Origin of the sequence: Vibrio rotiferianus CAIM 577 = LMG 21460, assembly GCF_002741985.1 — a bacterium.
GTDB lineage: Bacteria > Pseudomonadota > Gammaproteobacteria > Enterobacterales > Vibrionaceae > Vibrio > Vibrio rotiferianus.
On sequence record NZ_APHW01000015.1, the window covers coordinates 23,556 to 43,958 of the forward strand.

Sequence of the window (20,403 nt, forward strand, 5' to 3'; positions counted from 1 at the left end):
CCACCCAGCCATAGATTTTTTATTGTTTTGGTATGTTATTTAGGAAACACACACCGTCGTTACAGTCGACGTAGTCCCCACATCAGATATAAACCGCCGATTAGAGACGCCATCAACCCTGCTGGGATCTCTTGCGGATAAAGCACCTGTCTGCCCAGCCAATCAGCCAATAACATTACGCCAGCCCCAAGCAAGGCGGCACACAACATGTGTTGCGATGCTTTATTAAAGCCAAACAAACGTGCCAAATGGGGCGCAAGTAAACCGACGAAACTAATAGGACCGACAACCAGCGTCGCGCTGACAGTAAGACAAGCCACAAGCAATAATAAAATGGCACGAGAACGGTCAACTTTGATGCCGAGCGCTTTGGAAGAAGAAGCTCCAATCGGCAAAATATCTAACCAGCGAACACAGACAAAACTCAAACCAATAAACACAATGGCAGACAGTGCCAGCGGGAGCAGCGTGTCCCTTGACACGTAATACGTCGAGCCAGATAACCAAGCCAATGCTTGATAACTGCGTGGATCACCCGTTGCCAAAATAAAACTCTGAATGGCATTCATAAGTGCAGTAATGGCAATACCTGTCAGCAAGATTCGCTCTGGTTGGAAGCCAGATTTTCTATTCAGTAAGACAATGATTAGTACCGTCAGTAAGGCACCAATCAAGCCACCAATAGACAAAGTCACAACCGATGCGCCGACGCCAGTAAACATAGCAATGATCAACCCCATTGCAGTTCCTGAGCTGATACCAATCACCTCAGGACTCGCCATCGGGTTGCCACTTAATCGCTGAATCATGGTTCCCGCAATCGCCAACATCGCCCCGGCTATCGCCGCAGCTAAAAGCCTAGGTGTGCGCCATTCCAAAAATAGCCATTCATGGGTAGAGAAAAGCGATGTCCAACCGTCGTTCTGAACTGAAACGGTGCTGAAGAGCACGACTGCCGCCAAGATGATCAACAAGGTAAATGCGATAGCGTGTTTGTTGAGTTTGTTGACGCGCTCCGAGTGACGAGTGAGCACGGTTTGCGTATGCCCTTGCGTCTTTTGTGATAATCGAGGTAGTAACCAAAGTAAAAGTGGTGCGCCTAACGCGGCAGTGGCAGCTCCTGTTGGAATAAAGCTCGCCATCAAACCCGGTAATTGTTGAATCACTAAATCGGTGAGGGTCAAAAGCATTGCACCAATCAACATTGAAACCCAAAGCTTGTGTTGAATCTTATGCACACCAATCAAGCGTGTGATTGCTGGCGCAGCAAGACCGATAAAACCGATGATGCCCACCGTCGCCACAACCCAAGAAGTCATAAGCACCGCTAAGCCAAGGCAAACAAAACGTAGCTTCGCGAGCGATACACCTAAGCTTTTTGCACTTTGCTCTGATAGCTCCAAAAGGCTCAAAGGTTTAGCAAACAAAAATGCCACTAGCGCAACAATGGCAACTCTTGGGGCAAGATAACTGAAATCATCCCAGCCACTCTGAACTAAGGAGCCAGCGCCCCAGATCATCAGCCCATTGAGCTTCTCCGTATTCATCATCAAAATGACCGTACTCAGAGAGGCAAAATATAAGTTGATCACCAAGCCAGAAACGACAACAACGGTCGGAGAGAGTGCACGTCGCCAAGACAGCAGCATCACTAACCCCATCGAGGTAACACCCCCGACCAAAGCAACTAAGTTGGCAGAAAAGTCCAGCATCCAAGGCGTGAACAGCGTGGCAAGCATGAGTGTAAAGTTCGCACCACTCGCGACACCTAAAGTCGTAGGTGATGCCAACGGATTACGTAGAACCTGTTGCATCAATACGCCAGCCACTGCCAAGCCTGCTCCGGAGATCACCGTCGTAAACACGCGTGGCCACCAGCTAAAGTGAAGAAGCACAGAATTTATCGACTGGAAGTCAGGTTGCCAAAGGCTTGCGAAACCAATAGAAAAGGCGGTGGTTTGACTCAGATGTAGTGCACCAACCGACATCGTAAACAGGGAAAGTAAGATCACTAAGGATAAAGGAAAAGCTCTCATTAGAAGTGCCCCTTCTCTTTTGCCGCAGCGATTAAATGAGCAAAGCGAACCGCAGAGGGCATTGCACCAAAGCTCCAGACAGGATCAACACGCATAACCGGATGACCTGATTGTTCTACGATATATTGCCAAAATTGGTCCTGAGCCAACTGTTGTTCTCCACCATGAGGAAGCGGATCCACAATGACGATCTGCGCTTTTATTCCCGCGAGTTTGTCGATACCGACCATACTAAAGCCCCAGCTATTGGTTTCTTCCGTCCACGCATTAGTAAGGCCGAGCTTGTTTATCGCTTGGGAATACAAGCTGTTCTCGCCAAAGACACGCACGTGTTTAGTGTCCATAAATTGGACCATTAATAATGGGGCTGAATCTTGATCGACTTTTTGCTTGAGCGAGGCAAGCTGTGCTTCTGACTGTTCAATAAACGTTTCAGCTTCAATCTCTCGTCCCAGCTCTTTGCCGAAAGTGCGTGTGAATTGAGTCAATACCGACCAATCAGTGATCCCCTGCCCGTAAAGGTCTATCGTTGTAACAGGTGCAATTTCTGCTAATCGGTTTTCCATGGCAGAAAAGTAAGGGGCGATAAAAATACGATCAGGGTTGAGCTCGTAGATACGTTCGATGTTTGGTTGCGTTCTTAGACCGACATCTTTCGTTTGTTTTGGCAATATTGGCGCTTTCACCCACGCATCATAATCTTGCCCCTGTGCAACCCCGACCGGAACAACGCCGAGAGCAAGCATGGTTTCGGTCTGTGTCCAATCTACCGACATCACTCGTTGTGATGACGGTTGTTCCATCGCATGAGCAAATAAAGGGAAAGCAAGGCTCGTCACCAAAACGGCTCGCTTCAGCCAAGTAATTAGTGGTTTACAATCCATTGTTGACCCCACTTAGCTTGGCATCGCTACTGGATACCCAGCAGGATGGTCAGAAATACGCATTTCAATGCCATAGATTTGTTGTAACTTAGGCTCGGTAAATACGTGTTGAACGTCACCTTGTGCTATCAAATCACCTTGATGCAGTGCGATAATCTCATCACAAAAGCGCGCAGCTAAGTTGATGTCATGCAGGACGATAATGACCCCCAAGCCAAGCTCTTTGCTGAGTTTAGAGATCAAAGAAAGCATATCGACCTGATGACTAATATCGAGCGCAGACAACGGCTCATCGAGCAACAGATATTCGGTTTTCTGTGCGAGTAGCATCGCTAGCCACACGCGTTGACGCTCACCACCAGAAAGCGTGTCAACAAGGCGATCGGCATATTTGGTTGTTCCTGTCATTTCCATCGCCTCTTCCACGATGGTTTTATCTTTCGCACTCAACCTACCGAGCAAGCCATGCCAAGGGTAACGACCAAAGCTCACTAAATCTCGGCCTAAGATGCTGTCGGTCATCGGTAAATGTTGAGGGAGATAAGCGATGTGCTGGGCAAATTTCTTTGCCGATAAACGGTTGATGTTGTCACCATGCAGCAAGATATCACCATCACTGTATGGTTGCTGCTGAGCGAGCAGCTTAAGAAGTGTGGATTTGCCAGAACCATTGTGTCCGACAAGCGCGTACGTTTTTCCAGTTTCAAACGTCAAATCAAATGCTTTCAACAAAGACTTACCGTCAATGTCGAATTGGAGTGCCTTGGCTTCTAACATCCCTACTTCACCTAATCCTATTTACGTCTCGGGGCTGGTGAAACTTCGCTTTGCCGTCTACCTTCCCGTTACGTTTTATAATTTTATTCAACAAAACGATTAATAAGCTTGGCTTTATATAACAGTGAAGATGCAAATGCAAACCATTGTCATTATCATTGATAAATAATTTTATAAATCTTGGCAAAGACACATTCTCGTTAAAGCAAGCACGTCAGAAGCAAGGGGATAAAGTGATTTAAAACGAAACGAGATAGGGATTGGAAACGAGGACTATTGTTGGTGAGCATCGCCATTCGCAATGCTCGCTCAAGGAATAAATTAAGCTGCGACGATAGGAAGAGTTGGATGAGAGCCGCAGCGTTGTTGAACCAGTTAATGACGAGCGTCAGCGCCAAACTCTACTTCTTTATAGATATCGGCCAGCGACTTCTTACCTTGTTTGTCTTTGGCTGAACGCTTTCTTGGTTGATAGTGATACTCTTGGTCATGCAAGGCTTCTTCATGCTCCTTTGCCGACTCTACGAATTCAGCATTCGCAAGTGCTTGTTGGCGTAAGCGGTTTACTCTTTCTAGGGTTTCCCACAACATACTTCACCTCCAAACGAGTTACTGTATACATATACAGTATTATTTATTCTGACCTCCTAGTCAATATTTTGATTCCCTTCACCGTTCGCTCCTCTACTCTCACATTAACCCCATACCAGCATAATGTTCTGGGTACTTATGAATGATTTGTTTTAGATAACCTTGATGATCGCGCAAGGCATTCACGCACTCTCGGGATAACAAACCTTGATAAACGCGTTTTTCAAGCTCTAACAAGGCATACGGAATTGACCACGCTTGACGATATGGATGATGGGTGGTCATGACATCAAACACATTGGCGACTGCCGCAATTTGAGCGGCGATAGGAATACCTGAACGATCCAGACCATACGGGTAACCGGATCCATCAAGGTTTTCATATTGATAAGACGTAATTTGCTGGAATAAAGTGACACTCGGATGAACCGGATTACCAATTCTCGCCACAATGTTATCTGCTGATTCAACGCATTGTTCAATGTGCTCAGTTAACAACGCTTCTTGCTCTGCATTCACACATCGACGGTTGCATACAACATCAGCAGGGAGCTTAATGTCACTCAGAGCATGATAACGAGTAAACATTCCGATTTGCTCGACAACTTCATCGCTAAACTGATATGAGTCGGCAAGCTCTGTCGCAATCAATTGGGCGTACATACCAATACGCTTGGTGTGCGAGTAAACCTCAGGCGAGTAGCCCGGCATCAAGCACTGCATTCTTTCTGCCAATATTTCAATCGCATTGACGACATGATCTTCAGACTCAACCGCGAATTGCACCATTTCAAAGTAAGGCTTTAACCCATTCAACGCTTCTACACTGAACGCATTAGGCTGAATAGAATTAAGAAACACGAACCCAGTAAAGGTTTGCTGGTCGTAACAAGGGATCGCAACAGACGAGTGGTAACCTTCTTTTAATAAGGTTTGAATACGTGGACAGTGGTTGATGTCGTAGAGATCGTTAACAAGACGAGGGATGGCATTGTCAGCGGCAATGCTCAGATTGTGCAGTTTTCGAAGTGGCGCTTCGTGATGAGCCAAACACCAAGTGTCGAACTCACTTTCGGCAAAAGATTTAAGCATGCCTTGTTTAGGGTGGTATTTCGCAAAAGACACCCTATCGACACACGGTAAATGTGCCTGCATCCTATTCTTCAAAGTTTGCATTTGCTCATTGAGCGGCTTTGCAAACGGGTAAAAACTCCGGTGCGCCATACTTCACCTCCACACCAAGTAGAGAAACCAGAAGAAAAGGCTCATGAAAGTCAGCGTATTTGATGTGATTAGAGCGGCTTTTCTCCACCTAAATTATCGACATACCACAACTTAAGTGTACGAAATAAAAACAGTTTTTCGCCAATATTTTCACCGAATATTCTACGGTAATTTAATCCAGATCAAAAAAACCAGCGCACTTTCGCACACTGGTTTTTCAATACATGATGAGTTGTTCGTTATCTATCAGCTTGGTGATTAACCCAATGCAGGAAGTACACCCAAAGTAATAAGTAGCTGCGCCATCACGATGCCCGTGCCGGCAATGCCCGTTACTAATAGTGCCCCTTGTCCACCCGCAACGCGGTATTCACCAGTAAACTCATCAGAGCGACGCACCTTCAACACCATCACTAGCGGTAGGAAGATAGCAAGAATAGCCAAAGCAATCGCTGCGTAACCTAGTGCCATGATGAAACCTTGTGGGTAGAACAATGCAAAACCTAGTGGCGGTGTAAAAGTCACCACTGCGGCGATTAAACGATTTGGCTTTTCACTGTCACCTTTGATTGTGTCGCCCAAGAACTCAAACAGACCCAAACTCACACCTAGGAAAGACGTCAGAAGCGCAAGGTCAGCAAATACGCCTACCACACTACCAAGATTTGACTGGTGAACAGTTTGAGACAATTGACCAATCAGCGCGCTCAAACCGCCGTTTTCAATCAAGGTGTCTTGGCTTACAACACCCAGGGTTACGATTTGCCAGAAAATGTAGATCACGAGTGGAATCGTCGAACCAACGATAATCGCTTTACGTAGAGACGAAGTGTCGCCATCTAGGTAGTTAACAATCGCAGGGATGCTGCCGTGGAAACCAAAAGAGGTAAAGATGACTGGAATCGCTGCAACGACAAGACCTTGCTCAATTGGCATGCTCAGTAAGTAAGATTCGGTCACGTTTGGCGCTAGGAATGACAATACTGCAATCATGGTCACCATCTTTAGACCAAACAGCACTCGGTTTACCTTGTCTACCGTACCCGTACCAACCGTCACAACCATTGTTACGATAAGCGTGAAGATGATGGTAGACGTGGAGCCAGAAATATCCAGACCAAACCATTCTGTTAGACGGTCACCGAACTGAGCACCGCCACCAGCGATGTAAGCAGCACACAATGAGTAGAACAAGAACAGCATTGCAAAGCTCGCGACCCACTTGCCTTTCTGACCAAGAATTTGTTTCGCAAGAGTATGAAGGGTTGCACTGCTGTCCGCATATTGGTGAAGCTCCAGCATCAACAGCGCAGTAAACGCCATTAATGCCCACAACCCCAGCATGATAATTAAAGAGGTAGAAAAACCAATGCCTGCAGAGGCAAGAGGAAGTGCCAGCATACCAGCACCAATCGTAGTCCCTGCGATAATCAGGGTGCTACCAAACACTTTAGATCGACTCATTGTATATTTATCTTTACAGCTTAATAAGATTAGTCAGCATCAGATCGGGCAACGGCACGCCAAAACTAACACCATATTTGGAATGATGACGATTTTGTAGGATCTTTCTAATAAGATCAAGCAAAGTGTAAGGATAAAAATCCACACATGTAAATTATTCTATACACTCATATCTAAACTCTGATTTCCGCAAGCAATTGGCCGCACTCTTCTTCATTCATAAATTTAGGCACTGGGTAGTTCCAATGCGCCTCTTTGAGAATCAAAGTCACTAACTCGTCGGTGTCAGACGCTTGCAACAGTGACGACGTTTGCTCAATGCCAATTTCGTTGTACAGCCCCTCCAGTCGATCTAAGAAGTCTTGTGCACTAGGCGCATGCCCGACTTGCGTCCCTATCAAGGCTTCACTTAGGGCGGTCAGCTGCGGCTCAATCTCAGAGAAAGAAAATCGAAGGACAGGCAATAAAGCAAGACCATTTGCCATGCCATGAGGCAAGCCATACTTAGCCCCCAAGTTATGCGCGAATGCATGTACGTAGCCAAGACTCGCCTTGGTAAAGGCTAAACCCGCATAGTAAGATGCCATTGCCATTTTGTGTCGAGCTTGACGGTCACTGCCCTCTTCGACAGCACGAGGTAAGTATTTGAATATCAGTTTGATGGCAGCAACAGAATACGCTTTGGTTTCCATCGTCGCGTTACGAGAAATGTAAGCTTCTACCGCGTGTGTTAACGCATCAATACCTGTATCAGCCGTTATCTTCGCAGGCAAACCAACCAGCAAATTCGAATCCAATGCCGCCATTAAAGGCACCAATTTCGGATCCATTAATGGGGTTTTGTGGTGGGTATCTGGTTCAGAGACGACCGCAGCAATTGTGACTTCTGACCCAGTACCCGATGTCGTCGGAATCACGAATAAAGGTGCAGGCGTTCTCCACACACGAAACAAACCAGCAAGCTTCTTAATGGATTTCCTGTTTGTCACCCGGGCTGCGATGACTTTGGCACAATCCATGGCAGAACCACCGCCAAGCGCTAAAATCGCGTCACATCCTGAGTCGAAATAAATCGTTAATCCAGTCTCTACTTGATCGTATGTGGGATCTGGTTTTACTTCAGAAAACAGCACAACGTCTAAACCTCTGGCTTTCGCGCTTTCTATTACCTGCTCCGCCATACCAATTTTTACTAAGCCGTCATCAGTCACAAGAAGCAACTTTTTAAAACCAAGATCAGCAATCGCCTCCGTCAACTCATGGAGACTGCCAGCACCAGAGAATAATGTCGGTTTTGGGAGTGGGAGTACATAGGCGGCGGCTTTCAAACCATTGGTGTAACCGCGATAAAGAAGGTGTTTCAGCATATCAATTCCATTTCCTTATTCAGGGCAATCCAAGCCCAACGTCGTAAACTTGAGTAATTATTCTAGTTTGCTCTAGAACTATAGCTCACAATTAAAAACTTGTGCTCATGCCACCTTTCACCGCAAACCCTCGAACAATCAACTACCATTTATATATCAAGATGTACTGGGGGGGGCTCATCATGAGACACGTCTTGTATTCAATCTTACTCGTTTCTTCATCTGTTTACGCTTCTTCAATGGCGAGTTTTCCTAATAACTGGGAAGACTATGTTCTGGTGAAGCGAAGTATTATTCCTGCAAGTGACGTGGTTTTACCTCCGGAAACCCCAACTTTTATTCAGCAAACAGTAAAAACGTACAATTGGACCAATGGCGGGAAAGGAACCAACCTTTCTATCTATGTCCCTCAAAAAAAACTAGAAGCATATAAAGCTCATGGGCCCTATACCGATGGTATTACAGCTGTCGCTGTGTATGAGGAGTCCAATATTATCTTTGTAACGGAACATTTGGCTGGCGAAACCTTGTATGGCTCTTTTGATAGGGAAGGGAATGACATATCAGCACAGCATCCCTCCTTGAATATCGAAGCCTGTTATCGATGCCATAATGGCTACAAAGACATATGCATCAATGGTACCTGTGCAGTACCGATTATTGATGTATTTAATGAGTGAAAGGTGTAGTGAGAAATTCAATAAGAAGTACTATATTCATCTCACATTTTCTTTTGGTTTTAGTCATGATTGGTGGTTTAAGTATCTATAACTATCAAAGCTCTATGGATACCATCATAAAAACGACTATTACATCCAGGGAACATAGTGTAGCCGCGCTGGTTAGCCATGTAAGTGATGCTGTACATGGCAACAACTACGCGAATTTATTGCTTCCTGCATTAAAAGCTCAACTCAATATGCAAGGTGAGCTTAACTATCTGTACGTGTCTGGGAATTCTTCCATAAGCCAGCATCGTATGGAGATCGTCTACAGCAGAGAAATAGGCGAAGTCTGGCGTAGCCACTACCCTCCTAATTATGAATCAACACTCCAACAGCGACTCAGCCGCCTTAATTCCGTTAGAGACTCAAACCTTAGTACTCCAGACAAAGTTGATTACCTGATTAATCGGTTAGTAGATGCTAAATCAAAGTATCGCCAGAGTTTGGAGTTCAACCAAAAATACATCAAAGACCTTACGCCTTGTCGTGCAGAGGACAAGAGCCATATTGATTTTGAGAAAGGACTTATGTACGTCAAAGTACCTCTGGTAAATGGCGTATCCGGCTCTATCGAAATCTTATATGACATTGAACAAATTAATGAAATCAAACAGGCATTCATCCTAGATTTATTCAAAGAAATCGTTATCAGCTTAGCGATCTCGTATCCACTACTACTGACTTTGTCCTATCGCCTGTCGTCACCGATTAAGCGCCTATCAAACTTCATGAAACAGAACTTTGAATCCATTTCAGTGTTGCAAGTGCCAGAAAGCCATAGAACAGATGAAATTGGCGAATTAGCAAAATCTTTCAGTCAACTGGTCGATAAGGTCACTGATAAAAACAAGCGATTAAACGAACTCACAAAACATGATCCTCTAACTGGATTGTTAAATCGCCGCTCTCTCGATTCTTCTTTCCGACTACTGAGCTATCAATCTCAAGAAGGTTACATTACATGCTTCTATATCGACATTGACCTTTTCAAAGCTTACAACGATCACTATGGTCACCTTTGTGGCGACGAAGCCTTAATGCATGTGAGCAAAGTCGTCAGTAAATTAGCCGATATCCACCACGGTTATGCTTTTAGAATGGGCGGAGAAGAGTTTGTACTGATGGTTAATCTTACCAGCTTAGAAGAGGGTGAGATTCTGGGCGAAACCCTCAGGAAAGAAGTTAAAGATCTGAACATCGAACACGCATCGCAGGCAAAAGATCGAGTGTTATCAATTTCTATTGGTGTTGCATTCTGTTCGAGCCAAGAGGGCGAATATATTGATACCTGCGTACTGCTCGATAAAGCAGATGCCGCGTTATATCAAGCCAAAGAACTTGGCAGGGATCGGGTTGTTCTCCATTCAGAAACCCAAAGGGGAACACACAATATGCCCCCTCAATCGCTATAAATCAGCTCGACTAACCAAGTTGTGAGTCAACACAATGATAAATCTGGTGACTGCCTTCCCCTCTTTCTAGCATTTCATAAGCCAATCTCGCCACCTCTTGGCGATAAATCAACCCATGAACCTCTTTGGGTTCGCCCAATACGCCAGTACCAGTAGCTTCACCATCTTTTAATCCTCCTGGGCGGATTATCGTGTAATCCAAATCGCTGGTTTGTAACCAAGCTTCCGCCAGTGATTTCTCACGAACGACACCACCAAAACCCGCTTTAGAACGGTCAGAAAGGTATTTCCAGCTATCACCGCAACCAAGTGACGTGACCAGAACAAAACGCTTGAGCGATGCTTTACAGGCAGCATCGATAAGGTAACGATGGCCAAGGTAATCTACCGGAATGTCTGCACGGAAACTGCCCATCGTGCTGATGATGATGTCTTCTTGATTAAGCTTTTCAACAACGCGATCAACCTCTTCAGCAACCGTAGCATCACATGCAAACGTAGACTGACAAATCGCCTTCAATTCTGGGCTTTTTTCTGGATTTCTCGCGACTCCAACCACTTCAGCACCTTTCTCTGCAAAATACTTTGCAATTGCCAATCCAAGGCCACTGCTTGCGCCCCAAACTACAACTCTATTCATCGCCAACCCTTTAATGGTAATAGTAATCAATTACATGTTAAAAGGAGATTACCTCACTTTGATATTTCATGTTCCCATTTTTATCAACCAAACTATTACCCAGTTCAAATTAATGACTTAATTCTTTAAATGAGGATAATATTTTTTATTAACACCAAGTATCATTACTGAGATAACACACATATAAATAATAATTAAAACGTCGGACAAAGTAATGAAGCAATCCCCTGCTAACTATTCACCAACAGGCTTTGAAGTAGATCTTAAACATGCGTTAATTTGGGTAGCGAGAGCACTCGATTACGTCGGTGTGGATGACACACACCACAGTCACAGAGTGGCGTATATCGCTTATAAATGTGCAGTCGCGATGAAGTGGGATATTAAAAAAGCGGAGTTTTGTTACTTCGCTGGAATGATTCATGATTGTGGTGTTTCTGAGACTAAAGAGCATATGATGCTACTCGAGGAGTTGGTTCCTCAGGATGCTCAAGCGCATTGCATTAGAGGGTATCAGTCGCTAAAACAATGTAGCTTGCTCGCTCAATTTGCGACGCCTATCCTTCATCACCACACTCGTTGGCAAGACCTAGAACAATCGGATATTTCACCATTTGAGAAAGATATCGCTGCCCTTCTCTACTTGTCTGACCGATTGGATTTTTTAAGAGCTCATTACGCTACAGACTGTCACTCTGATTTGGTGACACTGCATGAAAATATTATCGCCGAAGCCGTACTCGCGAACTCAGGAACACTATTTAACCCCGACATGTGCGAAGCGATGGTGAAACTCATCATGACAGACGGTTTCTGGTTTGCAATGGAGTCAGAAAACATCGAAACCATCGGCTTAAGTTTCGAAAATATAGATTGGTTACAAAAACAACTCACGATTGAAGACCTCAATAGCCTTGGGTTGTTTCTAGCGAAGATCGTTGATGCTAAAAGTCCTTTCACTTATCAGCATTCCCAAAAGGTTGCAGAGCTTTCAAGATACCTAGCAAAAGAAATGGGTCTCGATGAACACCATCAAGAGATGATATTTATCGCTGGTCTAGTGCACGATATCGGAAAACTAAAAACACCCGATGAGATCCTGCATAAAGAAGGCGCGCTAGATGAAGAGGAATACACTCGAATCAAACGCCATACGATAGACACAGAGCTAGCACTTCATAAAGTGTTTCCAAACGCCAAGATAGCAGAATGGGCGTCGAATCATCATGAAAGACTGGATGGCTCTGGATATCCTTACCACAAAACGGCAGAAGAACTCGATATGCCATCAAGAATTATCGCGGTTGCTGATGTCTTCCAAGCTCTGTCCCAAGATCGCCCTTATCGAGGAAGAATGACACAAGATCAAATCGCCCAACTCATGGATGAAATGATTGATAGTCAACAACTCTGCCACGATGTTTATGGCGTCCTGACTCAACACCTAGAATACTGCTACCAAATTTCCACAGACGTGGAATAACCTCTAGCAAGAAGCAGAAGGACACGTCTAACGTGTCCTTTTCGTTTAGTGTGCAATATCCAGTTGGTTGTCTTTTACTCCGTTAATACGGAACCAACCCGCGATACTGAATCGCTCAGCGTTTGTCGGTAATACTTCGTGTGGGAATTGCTCAGATAAGAACACGAACAGACGACCCGAACGCGGTGGAATCGTTGCAATCTCGTTGTCGTTCAAATCGTATACTACCAATTCACCAGCATCTTCTTCGCTCCACGATTCATTCATGTAGAACACGGTCGTTAAACGGCGGTTTTCATTGCCTTTGAAGCAATCGAGGTGTTTTTGGTAGAAGTCACCTTTCTCGTATTTCGCGAAGTGCGCTTCATACTCAAACAAACCAAGGAAGAAATGACGGTTTGCTTCCAAACGGATCTCTTCCATCTTGTCTAAGAAAGACGCCACTGGCGCGCCCATATCGCGCTTCAACCATTGGATCTTGTCACTACGAATGGTTTCAATACGAGTCACGTCGTCGTTACGACCAATACGTGCTTTCTTCCAATCATCAGGAATACAGTCACGCAGCTCAGCCACTTCCTCTTGAGAAATAAAATCATCCCAGATGTAGTATCCGTGCGTCGATAACGCGTCGATCAATTTGTTCATTCTATTTTGTACACTCGTGTAGGTTTGGGCGGTCTATATAAGAAATCCGTGCTACAACAACAAATTCCATTTTCTATCGACACGACAAATCCACACAAATAACAAAGTACAGACGTAAAAAAGCCGCTCTCAAGAGCGGCTCAATTTGGTTCAGTTGCTGCGTTTCAATTATCGAGTTTGAAGCACAATAGAACGAGGTCGGATTGGACGAATTCGTTGAATCACTGGGCGTTGTTTTTTCTTAAGCTGGATATGACACATTTCCAGCACTAGACCAAACGCCATCGCGAAGTACACGTAACCTTTGTTGATGTGAATTGCAAAACCTTCTGCCATCAACAGACCACCTAGCAATACTAGGAACAGCAGTGCAAGGGTCTTAAAGCCCGGGTAACGCGTTACTAGGTTGTTGATTTTCTCCGCCGTCAACACCATCACAATCGCTGACGAAATGATCGCCGCCACCATGATTGGTACTTCGCTCGTTAGACCAACCGCAGTGATCACCGAGTCCATCGAGAACACGGCATCAACTGCAACGATTTGCAACAGAACCACAGCAAGGCCAGTACGAACATGGGTCGAGTGACCGTGTTCAGTGTGTGTTAACCAACTCCACAGCTCTTTCAAGCTTTTCGCCAGTAGGAACGCACCACCCGCTATCATAATCAAATCACGACCGGTAAACGCGTAGTCGCTGAAGCTGATTAATGGCTGGGTAAGCTGCATGATCCAAGAGATCGAGAACACCAAAACAATACGCGCCATAACTGCTAGGCCAATACCTAGATTTCGAGCAAGTTTACGCTGGTGTTGTGGTAATCGTTCACACAGAACGGAGATAAATACGACGTTATCAACGCCTAAGACAACTTCAAGAGCAAACAAGGTAGCGAAGATAGCCCACGCTTCTGGTTGCATGAAAAGTTCTAACATGAGTACGCCTCCGGTGATTGGAAGCCATACAGTGAATTGTTCAGTCGACTAAAGGGGTCGTCCATTAAGTTTATTTAAACCTCTGTTACTTAGGAAAGTTGAGTTAATCACCTCTCCTATTCGTTCGCAATCCCCTATTTTGTCAGGGTTGTGTCAGCCATCTTTCGTACTCTAAAGGTTATTACCTTCGTTCACCCCATCAAGTGCCTAGCTGAGCCAAACTATTGCATCGAGCACGAATTGAAACGCCTTATTTTTCGTGCTTCAACAATCGTAAAAAAATGTTTCACAATAATATTTTGATATACTGAGAAAAATCACACGAGTTAGCCTTACGAATGGATTACATAACACTCTCACGCATTAGCCTTAAACACCTTACCGTATTGCACATGCTGCTCACGACCCACAGCGTGACTCAAGCAGCGGAACAACTTTGCGTGACCCCTTCTAGCGTGAGTAAAACGCTCAGCCAATTGCGCGACATTCTAAAAGACGACCTTTTTTACCGCGATGGCACTCGTTTAGTCCCAACGCCATTTGCTTTGAACATCGGCCCTTCCGTACACGGTATTCTTTCCAGCATGAACGGTTTGCTCTACCAAGGTTCGTTTAATCCTGCGTATTACGAAGGTCGCTTCTCTTTGGCGATGCGCGAAAGCACCTTTGAGATCTTCGCACCAATGTTGCAAAACCTATCTCAACAGATGGGCAGCCGAGCGCAATTGAACGTCTACGCAAAAGAGCAGATGAGTTTTGATTCTCTGATCCGTGGGCAAGTGGATTTTATGATTCTGCCACACGACATTAGCCAACCACCAACGCACAATAAGGACTTGGTATGGCAGACGATTCTAGAAGACGAAATGATCTGTTTAATGGGCAGTAATAACCCGTTAGCGACGGAAGAACTCTCAGTGGAGAATTACCTGTGTGCGAGACACATTGGTATTCACGATAAAGACTTATCCCAACCTTACTTTGAACAGAACTTAACTCAGCGTTATGCCAAGCGCAGCATCGCGATGCACGTAGCAGACTTTGGATCCGCAGCGGTAATGTGCCACCACTCTGATTATCTGTTTACCTGCTCTAAGCTCTGGGCGCGAGTGGCATTACAAGCGAAGGGGTTAGTGGAGAGATCTCTTCCATTCGAATATGGACAAGTAGCGTACAGTTTGGTGTGGAATAAAGCGAGTCTGAACGATCCCGCTTTAAGATGGCTACAACAACAAGTGCTTAAGGCATGTGAAACCTTGGGGGCATGCAGCAAGCCCAGAGTGAATAAGCTCTAAGCTCACTTACTTTGCTTTACTACACGTAGACCGATGGCATGGTCATTGGTCTGCTAACAAATTGACTTAACTGAGCGTGGAAGCGTTCCATTTCATCCTGAGAACATTTCTCCCACTCCAGAGCTTCACCCGTTACACCATGATGTTGAAAGGCATTCAAACGGATGTTGACCGATTCTGGCAACGATTGCAGATAATGCCCCACCGTTGCAACTTCCGTATCTAAGTCGCTTTTACCCGGAATATGAAGCAAACGCACTTCATACAACTTGCCTGCTTGCGCTAAATACTGAATGGTTTGGAATACACGGTGGTTATCTCGCCCGACCAACCAGTGGTGCGTTTCGCTTTGCCACGATTTAAGGTCAATCATCGCGCCATCCATGAACGGTAAGACTCTTCCCCAACCTGCAGTGGATAAAGAACCATTGCTATCGATGAAACAAGTGAGATGCTGCAATTCAGGATCGTGTTTGATGCCTTTAAACAGCGCAATAATAAAAGGAAGCTGTAAGGTAGATTCCCCACCGGATACCGTCACACCGCTAATGAAATAACGCTGTTTTCGTATCAAATCGAGCATTGCTTCAACAGAGTAGTCAGTAATTTTTGGATTAGATTGGTACTGACATACCTCTATACAACGGTCGCAGTGGGTGCACTCCTCTTTAAGCCAAACAACGTTGTTGTTTTCGTCGAACTTCAATGCGCCTGCCGGACACTCACTCACACAATCACCACAATGATTGCAGTGATTGATGGTGTGCGGGTTGTGGCAGTTGATGCACTGATAGTTACAACCCTGTAGAAAGATGACTAGACGGTTTCCCGGTCCATCAACACAAGAGAACGGAAGGATACGAGTTACCTTAGCCAAGAGGTGTTCCGATCGCCTAGCCATCTTATTCTTATCCGTCACCAATTACTTAGCGTAAGTCGGTGACATTTCGTGGCTCACCACACGTGGTGAACGCTCTAAAATACCGGTGTTCTTCGCCGCTTCTGCACCTAGGAATGTGGTATTGGTGCGTGAACCTTCTGCATCGTATTTTGCGATATCAGACAGTTTCACCATGTAGCCCGTTACGCGAACCAAGTCGTTTGACGCAACGTTTGCCGTGAACTCACGGTAACCTGCATTCAATGCGCCTTTACATAGGTTGAACATCGCTTCTGGGTTTGATTTCACCGTTTCGTCGATGGTTAAAATATCGCTGATACCAGAACGGTAGTACTGGTGATGCCCTGCCGTTGCCTGCACGTAAGATACTGGATCTGGTTCGTTGCCGTAAGGAATACGAACGCCCGGTGTTACATCCAAATCAAGACTGATGCCACCTTGCGCGTGCAGTAACGCTTTGCCTTCTAGACCAAACTTCACTGGTGTGCTTTCTACCAAGTTAGACAACTTTGCAGAGATCGCATGACCTAGCTCGTTTGCGGTTGCATCTTGGCCATAACGGCTTGCATTGCCCTCTTTCTCTAGCAATACGTTTACCGCTTCCGCCATGCCGTAGATGCCATACATTGGTGCAAAGCGAGACTCTTCGATTAAGCCTTCCTGTGTTAGGAAGCCTTTGAAGAACTCTGATTTTTCATGCAAGTGTGAAGCGCGTGCGTCCATCAACTCAACCATCAAACCATGGTATTCCGGCAATACGTTGTTGAAGAAGTCTTCACGATTATCTGCACGGTTTGCTGCTTCTTTCAGGTTCATGCGCACTAGCGTGTTTGAACCACCAGCCAATGGCAGAGAGTTGTAGCAGCTCACGATTCCAAAGCGGCCACCTTCATACGCGTTCGCGTGCATCGGATAGTTCGCGATGTGTGGCTTGCTGCACTCACAGATGTTTTGTGTCGCTTGTTTTAATAGGTCATCTGGCGTTACCGCCTCGTCGTACATGAAGGTTAAGTTTGGCGCGATCTGTTTTAGCTCAGCGTCTACTTTCAAAATCGTACGACAAATGATGTTATCCGTCGGGCCAATGTTCACGTGCATGAACGCATCTGGCAATGTGCGGTCAAGCATGATCCAAAAGTGCTTTAACTTTTTGTAGATTTGCTCGTCAGTGAGGTCACCAACGTAAGGCATTAACACGTCATCAAGTTGACCAAGGTAAACCGGAATGTTGGTTACCGAAGGCACGTGATGGTAAATGATGGTCAACATGTTGAGCGCATCATCAAAATCTTCTGCTGGAGCTAACTCCAAGTATTCAGAACCTTGAGAAAGAAATTTTGCGTAGTCTGGCAAAACATAGCGCGGCTTAAACGGCGCGTGACCTTCAAACATGTCACATATGACGCCTTGCTGCATTGCTTGGCTTACCTCGTCAGAGACGGTCATATATGGAATAGTGGCTTCGGCTTCCAAAGCAAGAAAGTTCGATTTCTGTTTTGGAGACAAGTTACTATCTGTCGCGATAGCAAGGAAACGCTGCTGAAGATCGGAAAGGCTTTGAGTCATCTAAGATGTTCCTGGAGAAAATACAACGAATACGCCCTTTCAAATGATTTACTCATTTCAGAGTATTGTTTGAAAGGACATGTTGAATTCTACGCCTCAGAGATCTTTTCCACTAATGAAAAAAACCAAAATGCTAATTTCCATTTTGGAAATAATGTTTTGCTAATTTAGTCGAAGTTTTAATAAGTTAGCGAAATAATTATCAATTCAGCTACGATGCGCAGTCGACAGCATCACGCCCGCGCTGATGAAGACGCCCCCAGTCAGACGATTGAACAACTTCGCTCGTCCTTTCGCAAACAGCCAACCCGATGTTCTCACACCTAGCAAGCCATAGAAGGTCAGCCAACTCAGTTCGAACACCACAAAGGTACTGGCAAAGACAATATATTGAGTGAATAACGATGCAGATGGGTCAATAAATTGAGGAAACAGCGCGGTAAAGAAAACAATGGCTTTTGGGTTGCTCGAACCAACAATAAAACCGCTAGTAAATGCGCTTAAGTAATTTGAAGAAGATTGCTCTGGTTGCGCTTGTGAAAAATCGGTTTGCTTTGAGCGCAATGCTTGGATACCAAGCCAAACAAGATACGCAGCACCACACCATTTAATGATGTTAAATACCAGCTCTGAAGAGGCGATGACAACGCCAAGTCCGGTAAAAGATAGGGTAAGAATAATGGTAATTGCCGTCAGGCTGCCAAGGGCGGTCGCAAAGGCATGGCGAAATCCATTACTGACGCCTTTACTCAAACAAAGCAGCGAACTAGGGCCAGGAGAGGCAGTCAGGACAAGTATTGCGAGGGTGTAGTAGATCCAAGTATCGAGTTGCATTGGCGCTCCTTTCCAATGTGTAGATGGGTGTACAAATCGCGTAGCCTATTTGCCTTTCTCAACGTTTCTATCCATGAAACGCAATGATAAAAAGACACCACACTATTGTGATCATAACTGAACAAACTCGAAGTCAATCGAGCTCCTAAATAAAAGTTCTGAGTAAGAGGTCTAAGCAAGAAGCCAGCGTAAAAGCGCCTCTGTTTATCTCACCCCTAACCCACTTTAAGCTGTTTAGTTATGCAACCAACATACTGGTAATATGCAACCATGTAAAGTGATTACTTATTCGACAACATCATTCACAGATCGCATCAAATAAGCAGTCACTGTACGTTAGTCATAGAAAGGTTTTGGATCCACTTCTAACGATGATGGTGCAACAGCCTTCTCAACCGAATGTGGACTGTTCTTTAAATCCACCATTGCAACGTCTATATAACGTTTGTATTTGCGCGAGTAGAAACACTTCACGATTGGTTTAAGCGGCTGAGATTCGTTGGATGTCCACACAATACCAACTCGACCATCACTCAATTGCACGATCGAACCCACAGGGTATACGCCAATGCAATTGATAAACTTATACACCAGATCAGGATCAAGGTGGGATGGCGTCAAACTCAATAGGATTTTGAACGCTTCTGCCGAGCTCATACCCTTTTTGTAGACGCGATCTGCCGTCAATGCATCGTAAATATCCACAATACAGCTCATGCGACCATGCATCGGGATTTGGTCGCCAAATAAACCACGCGGGTAACCATTACCATCAAGCTTCTCGTGGTGCATTAAACACACATCACGACTGACGTCACTCAACCCTTTCACACCAAGAATAATTTCTCCCGCAAAGACCTGGTGCAACTTCATGTGCTCAAACTCTTCTGGGGTTAGGCGGGCTGGTTTATGTAAAACCGCATCATCAACTTTGATTTTGCCAACATCATGAATGATGCCACCAATCGCTAGTTGTTTGAGCGTCTCTTTGTTCAAACCTAAATGCTTACCGAATGTCACTAGTAAACAAGCAACATTGACAGAGTGTTCGAGTAAGTAAGTGTCTTTCTGGCGGAGGGCTGATACACATTGAAGCGCATCAGAGTCGATAAAGACACTCTCGATCATATCATCGGCCCACGATTCAATCTCGTCGACTTCAATGACCTTACCCTCAAATGTTTGGTTTAGGAGTTTCTGAGCTAAACCTTTAGCTTCTGCGATAAGCTTTTTCGCGCGTTTGTGCTGCGCTTCTCTAGTGCGAAAAGCACGAGGGACTTTAGTTTGCTCTTCTACTGGTGATAATTCTTCAGACTCAGCGGCAACGGGTTTAAACACACAAGCACTCGAAGATAACTTTTGATCAACCCAAACAAACTTGACGCCACTTGCTTTTAGTTTCTCGATACCCTGTTGCGTCGACACTCGTCCAGCGTTGGCGAGGTTTACACGTTTATTTTGCTCTATAGCAGTCACAAACATACCAACACCCATGTCTGCAATTGCTATTTTTATCGAATCTTCTGGGTTGTACTGCATAAATCAAAGAATCTGTTTTCTAGATAATTTACTTATTATATGACATCGGACCATTCCTCGTCATAATAAATTAACGCGCAC

18 protein-coding genes are annotated in these 20,403 nt (G+C 45.0%); 4 read left to right on the plus strand and 14 right to left on the minus strand.

What is annotated here, in order from left to right; all coding sequences use genetic code 11:
- Nucleotides 1–59 precede the first annotated feature (59 nt).
- The 7 genes from fhuB to B853_RS07795 form a co-directional block, all read right to left on the minus strand.
- The gene (fhuB, locus tag B853_RS07765; RefSeq protein ID WP_038885423.1) at nucleotides 60–2,036 is read right to left on the minus strand and encodes a Fe(3+)-hydroxamate ABC transporter permease FhuB; all 1,977 of its coding nucleotides are present in this window, start codon (nucleotides 2,034–2,036) and stop codon (nucleotides 60–62) included.
- Complete coding sequence (locus B853_RS07770) at nucleotides 2,036–2,920, minus strand: ABC transporter substrate-binding protein (RefSeq protein WP_038885424.1); 885 nt, start codon at nucleotides 2,918–2,920, stop codon at nucleotides 2,036–2,038. The genes fhuB and B853_RS07770 overlap by 1 nt, the downstream gene beginning before the upstream one ends.
- A 12-nt stretch (nucleotides 2,921–2,932) precedes the next feature.
- Nucleotides 2,933–3,697: an ABC transporter ATP-binding protein gene (locus tag B853_RS07775; protein ID WP_038885425.1), complete on the minus strand. Its 765-nt coding sequence runs from the start codon at nucleotides 3,695–3,697 to the stop codon at nucleotides 2,933–2,935.
- Between the two features lie 375 nt (nucleotides 3,698–4,072).
- Entirely contained in the window at nucleotides 4,073–4,288 is a 216-nt protein-coding gene (locus B853_RS07780; RefSeq protein ID WP_005433984.1) for a hypothetical protein, read from the minus strand.
- Nucleotides 4,289–4,387: 99 nt separating this feature from the next.
- Entirely contained in the window at nucleotides 4,388–5,512 is a 1,125-nt protein-coding gene (locus tag B853_RS07785; protein ID WP_038885426.1) for an HD-GYP domain-containing protein, read from the minus strand.
- Between the two features lie 258 nt (nucleotides 5,513–5,770).
- Nucleotides 5,771–6,976 carry an aromatic amino acid transport family protein gene (locus tag B853_RS07790; RefSeq protein WP_038885428.1) on the minus strand — a complete coding sequence of 402 codons (1,206 nt, stop codon included), beginning with the start codon at nucleotides 6,974–6,976 and terminating at the stop codon, nucleotides 5,771–5,773.
- Between the two features lie 173 nt (nucleotides 6,977–7,149).
- The gene (locus B853_RS07795; protein WP_038885430.1) at nucleotides 7,150–8,343 is read right to left on the minus strand and encodes an iron-containing alcohol dehydrogenase; all 1,194 of its coding nucleotides are present in this window, start codon (nucleotides 8,341–8,343) and stop codon (nucleotides 7,150–7,152) included.
- 182 nt (nucleotides 8,344–8,525) lie between these two features.
- On the opposite strand from B853_RS07795, the gene B853_RS07800 reads away from it, so the two are divergent.
- Together B853_RS07800 and B853_RS07805 are read left to right on the plus strand one after the other, a co-directional pair.
- Nucleotides 8,526–9,023: a hypothetical protein gene (locus B853_RS07800; protein ID WP_050568975.1), complete on the plus strand. Its 498-nt coding sequence runs from the start codon at nucleotides 8,526–8,528 to the stop codon at nucleotides 9,021–9,023.
- A 65-nt stretch (nucleotides 9,024–9,088) separates the two neighbouring features.
- Nucleotides 9,089–10,480, plus strand: a complete 1,392-nt coding sequence (locus B853_RS07805; RefSeq protein WP_038885432.1) for a GGDEF domain-containing protein — start codon at nucleotides 9,089–9,091, stop codon at nucleotides 10,478–10,480.
- A 10-nt stretch (nucleotides 10,481–10,490) separates the two neighbouring features.
- Here the strand turns inward: B853_RS07805 and B853_RS07810 are convergent, their stop codons facing one another.
- On the minus strand, nucleotides 10,491–11,120 hold the full coding sequence (locus B853_RS07810; protein WP_038885433.1) for an SDR family NAD(P)-dependent oxidoreductase: 630 nt from the start codon (nucleotides 11,118–11,120) through the stop codon (nucleotides 10,491–10,493).
- 214 nt (nucleotides 11,121–11,334) lie between these two features.
- On the opposite strand from B853_RS07810, the gene B853_RS07815 reads away from it, so the two are divergent.
- Nucleotides 11,335–12,603, plus strand: coding sequence for an HD-GYP domain-containing protein (locus tag B853_RS07815; protein ID WP_010447699.1), 1,269 nt, complete (start codon nucleotides 11,335–11,337; stop codon nucleotides 12,601–12,603).
- A 45-nt stretch (nucleotides 12,604–12,648) separates the two neighbouring features.
- Here the strand turns inward: B853_RS07815 and B853_RS07820 are convergent, their stop codons facing one another.
- Nucleotides 12,649–13,251 (minus strand): 2OG-Fe(II) oxygenase, encoded by a 603-nt coding sequence (locus tag B853_RS07820; RefSeq protein ID WP_010447697.1) that lies wholly within the window; start codon nucleotides 13,249–13,251, stop codon nucleotides 12,649–12,651.
- A gap of 168 nt (nucleotides 13,252–13,419) precedes the next feature.
- Nucleotides 13,420–14,187, minus strand: coding sequence for a TerC family protein (locus B853_RS07825; RefSeq protein WP_038887377.1), 768 nt, complete (start codon nucleotides 14,185–14,187; stop codon nucleotides 13,420–13,422).
- 338 nt (nucleotides 14,188–14,525) lie between these two features.
- On the opposite strand from B853_RS07825, the gene B853_RS07830 reads away from it, so the two are divergent.
- Nucleotides 14,526–15,482, plus strand: coding sequence for a LysR family transcriptional regulator (locus B853_RS07830; RefSeq protein ID WP_038887376.1), 957 nt, complete (start codon nucleotides 14,526–14,528; stop codon nucleotides 15,480–15,482).
- 19 nt (nucleotides 15,483–15,501) lie between these two features.
- On the opposite strand, the gene B853_RS07835 is transcribed toward B853_RS07830, so the two are convergent.
- The 4 genes from B853_RS07835 to B853_RS07850 form a co-directional block, all read right to left on the minus strand.
- Entirely contained in the window at nucleotides 15,502–16,383 is an 882-nt protein-coding gene (locus tag B853_RS07835) for a YjjW family glycine radical enzyme activase (protein WP_038887374.1), read from the minus strand.
- Nucleotides 16,384–16,404: 21 nt separating this feature from the next.
- Nucleotides 16,405–17,949, minus strand: a complete 1,545-nt coding sequence (locus tag B853_RS07840; RefSeq protein ID WP_038887372.1) for a YjjI family glycine radical enzyme — start codon at nucleotides 17,947–17,949, stop codon at nucleotides 16,405–16,407.
- A gap of 207 nt (nucleotides 17,950–18,156) precedes the next feature.
- Nucleotides 18,157–18,783 carry a LysE family translocator gene (locus B853_RS07845; RefSeq protein ID WP_038887370.1) on the minus strand — a complete coding sequence of 209 codons (627 nt, stop codon included), beginning with the start codon at nucleotides 18,781–18,783 and terminating at the stop codon, nucleotides 18,157–18,159.
- Nucleotides 18,784–19,119: 336 nt separating this feature from the next.
- On the minus strand, nucleotides 19,120–20,322 hold the full coding sequence (locus B853_RS07850) for a cyclic di-GMP phosphodiesterase (protein ID WP_038887368.1): 1,203 nt from the start codon (nucleotides 20,320–20,322) through the stop codon (nucleotides 19,120–19,122).
- Nucleotides 20,323–20,403: the final 81 nt, after the last annotated feature.

What these genes read in the sequence shown, in the direction of transcription:
- fhuB (WP_038885423.1), bottom strand. Translation starts at nt 2,036, where the DNA reads ATGAGAGCTTTTCCTTTATCCTTAGTGATCTTACTTTCCCTGTTTACG.
- B853_RS07770 (WP_038885424.1), bottom strand. Translation starts at nt 2,920, where the DNA reads ATGGATTGTAAACCACTAATTACTTGGCTGAAGCGAGCCGTTTTGGTG.
- B853_RS07775 (WP_038885425.1), bottom strand. Translation starts at nt 3,697, where the DNA reads ATGTTAGAAGCCAAGGCACTCCAATTCGACATTGACGGTAAGTCTTTG.
- B853_RS07780 (WP_005433984.1), bottom strand. Translation starts at nt 4,288, where the DNA reads ATGTTGTGGGAAACCCTAGAAAGAGTAAACCGCTTACGCCAACAAGCA.
- B853_RS07785 (WP_038885426.1), bottom strand. Translation starts at nt 5,512, where the DNA reads ATGGCGCACCGGAGTTTTTACCCGTTTGCAAAGCCGCTCAATGAGCAA.
- B853_RS07790 (WP_038885428.1), bottom strand. Translation starts at nt 6,976, where the DNA reads ATGAGTCGATCTAAAGTGTTTGGTAGCACCCTGATTATCGCAGGGACT.
- B853_RS07795 (WP_038885430.1), bottom strand. Translation starts at nt 8,343, where the DNA reads ATGCTGAAACACCTTCTTTATCGCGGTTACACCAATGGTTTGAAAGCC.
- B853_RS07800 (WP_050568975.1), top strand. Translation starts at nt 8,526, where the DNA reads ATGAGACACGTCTTGTATTCAATCTTACTCGTTTCTTCATCTGTTTAC.
- B853_RS07805 (WP_038885432.1), top strand. Translation starts at nt 9,089, where the DNA reads ATGATTGGTGGTTTAAGTATCTATAACTATCAAAGCTCTATGGATACC.
- B853_RS07810 (WP_038885433.1), bottom strand. Translation starts at nt 11,120, where the DNA reads ATGAATAGAGTTGTAGTTTGGGGCGCAAGCAGTGGCCTTGGATTGGCA.
- B853_RS07815 (WP_010447699.1), top strand. Translation starts at nt 11,335, where the DNA reads ATGAAGCAATCCCCTGCTAACTATTCACCAACAGGCTTTGAAGTAGAT.
- B853_RS07820 (WP_010447697.1), bottom strand. Translation starts at nt 13,251, where the DNA reads ATGAACAAATTGATCGACGCGTTATCGACGCACGGATACTACATCTGG.
- B853_RS07825 (WP_038887377.1), bottom strand. Translation starts at nt 14,187, where the DNA reads ATGTTAGAACTTTTCATGCAACCAGAAGCGTGGGCTATCTTCGCTACC.
- B853_RS07830 (WP_038887376.1), top strand. Translation starts at nt 14,526, where the DNA reads ATGGATTACATAACACTCTCACGCATTAGCCTTAAACACCTTACCGTA.
- B853_RS07835 (WP_038887374.1), bottom strand. Translation starts at nt 16,383, where the DNA reads ATGGCTAGGCGATCGGAACACCTCTTGGCTAAGGTAACTCGTATCCTT.
- B853_RS07840 (WP_038887372.1), bottom strand. Translation starts at nt 17,949, where the DNA reads ATGACTCAAAGCCTTTCCGATCTTCAGCAGCGTTTCCTTGCTATCGCG.
- B853_RS07845 (WP_038887370.1), bottom strand. Translation starts at nt 18,783, where the DNA reads ATGCAACTCGATACTTGGATCTACTACACCCTCGCAATACTTGTCCTG.
- B853_RS07850 (WP_038887368.1), bottom strand. Translation starts at nt 20,322, where the DNA reads ATGCAGTACAACCCAGAAGATTCGATAAAAATAGCAATTGCAGACATG.